The organism is Bacteroides sp. CAG:633, from assembly GCF_000435115.1.
Lineage (GTDB): Bacteria > Bacteroidota > Bacteroidia > Bacteroidales > Bacteroidaceae > Bacteroides > Bacteroides ndongoniae.
In genome coordinates, this window is sequence record NZ_FR882956.1 from 1 (window position 1) to 3180 (window position 3180).

A 3180-nucleotide genomic window follows, 5' to 3' on the forward strand; every position below is an offset into this window, starting at 1 on the left:
CTGCACCTGCTGCATCATCACCACCAGCATGATGAGGAAGATGGAAAGGGCAGTACCCGCCACCGTCACCCCGCTGATGAGCGGCTGCTGGCGGAGCTGTGCCCAAGCTTGTTGAAAATATTGTTTGATCATCTTTTTAATGAAGAATCTGTTATTAATGAAGAATGATGAATGAAGAATGATGAATTGGAGTAAACAATACGTTCTCATTCACCATAAATTCTTCATTCTTAATTCTTAATTCTTAATTCTTAATTTTTAATCGTTTCGTATTCACACTGCCTATACCGCTGCGCGATATGTCGGCCTCATCGGCATTGCCTCTCAACTCCAGACTGCCGATGCCACTCATGCGGGCTTTCAGGTAGTCGCAATCGACGTTCACCTCAGCATCGCCCACCCCGCTCAGACTGACGTTGAAACGACGGCAAGTCAGATCATCCACTTCGGCAGACCCTACACCGCTGATACGCAACGTGAAGTCGTCCAGTTTCAAAGGTTCCTTACACTCCAGGCTACCCACGCCGGTCAGTTCCACCTCTTCCAGCGTAGGAGCTGTGACATACAGCTTCAATCCGTTTATGTTCTTGACGGACCTCTTTTCACCTCTTTTGAAATCAATGATCAGGCAACCGTCCTTCACCTCGGTCGTGGTGAGCTTCACCCATTTCTCCTTGCCTTCCAGGCGGAGGGAGTATTTATCGCCCTGCGTGAACTCGACATTGGCTACCGCCTTTATCCTGATGGAAGAAAAATCGTCCACCTTGCGCACTTCGCTCACCCGTTCATCTTGTGCCAGTGCACCTATTGCTCCGGCAAAAGCCAGCAGCAGTGCGATTATTACCCCTATAATGTTTGTTTTCATTTCACTGTTCCGATTAATAATTTAAATTTATCCTATCTGACGTCCGTCGAAGAAGCGGATGGTACGGGTAGTCTGTTTGGCCTGGCTTTCGTTGTGTGTTACCATTACGATGGTACGTCCGTCTTCCTTGTTCAGCTGGTGCAGCAAATCCATAACCTCGGCACCCATCTTGGAATCCAGATTACCGGTAGGCTCGTCGGCAAGGATAATCTCCGGATTTCCGATGATGGCACGCGCTATGGCTACACGCTGGCACTGACCGCCGGAAAGCTGTGTAGGCATGTGGCGCATACGGTGGCTAAGTCCTACCTTTTCCAACACTTCTTCGGCCAGGCGACGACGTTCCTTGGCAGAGACCTTGCGATATAGTAACGGCAATTCTACATTGTCTATCACATTCAGCGAATTGATCAGATGGAACGACTGGAACACAAAGCCCAGATTCTTGTTGCGGAAAGCAGCCAGTTCCTTGTCCTTCATTCCCTCGACACGCGTACCGGCTATTTCGATGGTACCGCTGGTAGGAGTGTCAAGCAAGCCCATGATGTTAAGCAAAGTAGACTTTCCACATCCGGAAGGTCCCATAATACTCAGGAATTCGCCTTGCTCTACTTCGAGGTTCACGTTCTCCAATGCTTGAGTTTCAATCTCGTCTGTACGGTAGATCTTGTTGATACCGGTCAATTTAATCATGTTCATAATTGTATGTTGTTTATAGTTATTGTATTCTTTGTTTTGCACTACAGAGGACACGGAGTAATCTGTGGTGTCTCATTCCCCACAGAGAGAACAAAGTTACATTTTTCTCCTCTGTGAAACTCTGTATCCTCTGTGGTGAACTTAATTCAAAAGTCGTGCCAAAAAGGCTTTTATCTGATTATCTGCACTTTACAAAAACCGTTCTGTGTCCGATAATGAACACTCTGTTCGATTTCAGCGAACATCCGTACAGATAAGGACAACTTTATTCATCCCTCAGCGCCTCCGTCGGCGGAATGGTGCTGATACGTCGCGCAGGAATATAGATGCCTACCAGTACCACGACCAGCAGGATGAAGTAGATGATGAGCGACACGATAGCGAAATGCAGCCCGAAGTGGTCCACCCAACAGGGCATGGTGCTCGTCATCCAGGCACTTCCCTTATTCAGTCCCTCGCTGAGCCCGTATTGCAGATAGAGGAAGCAGCCAATCAGGGTAGCTACCGTCGTGAGTACCACACCTTCGCCCATCAACTGAAGCCGGATGCGGCGTGGCGTAGCACCGTAGGACAGCATGATGCCTACCTCCTCGCGCCGCGTACGGGTCTGTAGCCAAAAGGTACCGACAACACCTAAACAGAGGTTGACGAGGAAGAACAGGGCTATACTCAGGTTGCGGCGATAGAGTGACGTCGCAGTACCAAACTCACTGATCCGGTTGATGCTGTCATACGACTGCAAGTCGCGTGCATAAAGGTTACCAACCCGCATCTGGCGAACCATCCAAGGACGGAACTCATGCAGGAAGCGGTCCATGCTGACACCCTCCTTCAAACGGATGACTACGTGCATATCGTTCACACTGGAAAGAATATCGGGATGCAATATCGGCTCGAAGGCGACAGGAACAGGACGACAGTCGTTGGTGTACTTGAAAGTTCCTACCGCACCTACCACAACGGGCAAATAGACCGTATCCGTCTCGTTCGTCATCCAGCAACGCAGATTCTTGTTGTAAACACGAGTATGAAACAAGGCTTCCTGTGCATACTCACTCAATACAACATTCATCCCGCCATACGTATGATCCGACAATTCTTCGGGCGTCATGCTGCCCTGCACGGGCCGGAAGCCGAATGTTTCAAAGAAATGTGTATGGGGCAGAAACTCAACATACATAAGGTCAAGCCCCACCGTATCACCTTCTGCCATCAGAGTGGAAGTACTACTTCCTTGCGAACCGGGATATGCGAAAGAAAGTACGGGAGTGGCCTGCTCTACATCGGGATGCTGGCGGGCACGTTCCACGATATTCAGATACGCCTGCATCAGCGAAGCAGAGTCGGTAGCCTGAGCATCATAGCCCGGCGCCTGCGGTTGCAACATACCGACGGACACCATGCAGAGGCGGTCGGCATCGTAGCCAAGCGGAAGGTGACGGTCGTAAGTCACCACAATGACAGGATCGAAGATAATCCACGAAAGAACAGCGACCAGTATAAGTTCGGCCAGCAGCCAGCCATTGCGGCGGCGACGGGTCCATAGGGTTTTTAAGATAAGTCTGAACATATAACTTGTTAAATGAATAATGGATAGTGGATAATTGATAATGGGA

At 49.5% G+C, this 3180-nt stretch carries 3 protein-coding genes and 1 pseudogene; all 4 read right to left on the minus strand.

Annotated elements, in window-relative coordinates; all coding sequences use genetic code 11:
- Positions 1-210 (minus strand): annotated as a pseudogene (locus QVP67_RS00785) (hypothetical protein); the annotation flags it as partial.
- 34 nt (positions 211-244) lie between these two features.
- Positions 245-865: a head GIN domain-containing protein gene (locus tag QVP67_RS00790; RefSeq protein WP_022161659.1), complete on the minus strand. Its 621-nt coding sequence runs from the start codon at positions 863-865 to the stop codon at positions 245-247.
- A gap of 27 nt (positions 866-892) precedes the next feature.
- Positions 893-1558: an ABC transporter ATP-binding protein gene (locus QVP67_RS00795; protein ID WP_071150737.1), complete on the minus strand. Its 666-nt coding sequence runs from the start codon at positions 1556-1558 to the stop codon at positions 893-895.
- A 271-nt stretch (positions 1559-1829) separates the two neighbouring features.
- A partial coding sequence (locus QVP67_RS00800) for an ABC transporter permease (protein WP_369677333.1) occupies positions 1830-3180 on the minus strand: 1351 nt, incomplete at its 5' end.

Coding starts and splice junctions, on each gene's coding strand:
- QVP67_RS00795 (WP_071150737.1), bottom strand. CDS start 1,558: ATGATTAAATTGACCGGTATCAACAAGATCTACCGTACAGACGAGATT.
- QVP67_RS00790 (WP_022161659.1), bottom strand. CDS start 865: ATGAAAACAAACATTATAGGGGTAATAATCGCACTGCTGCTGGCTTTT.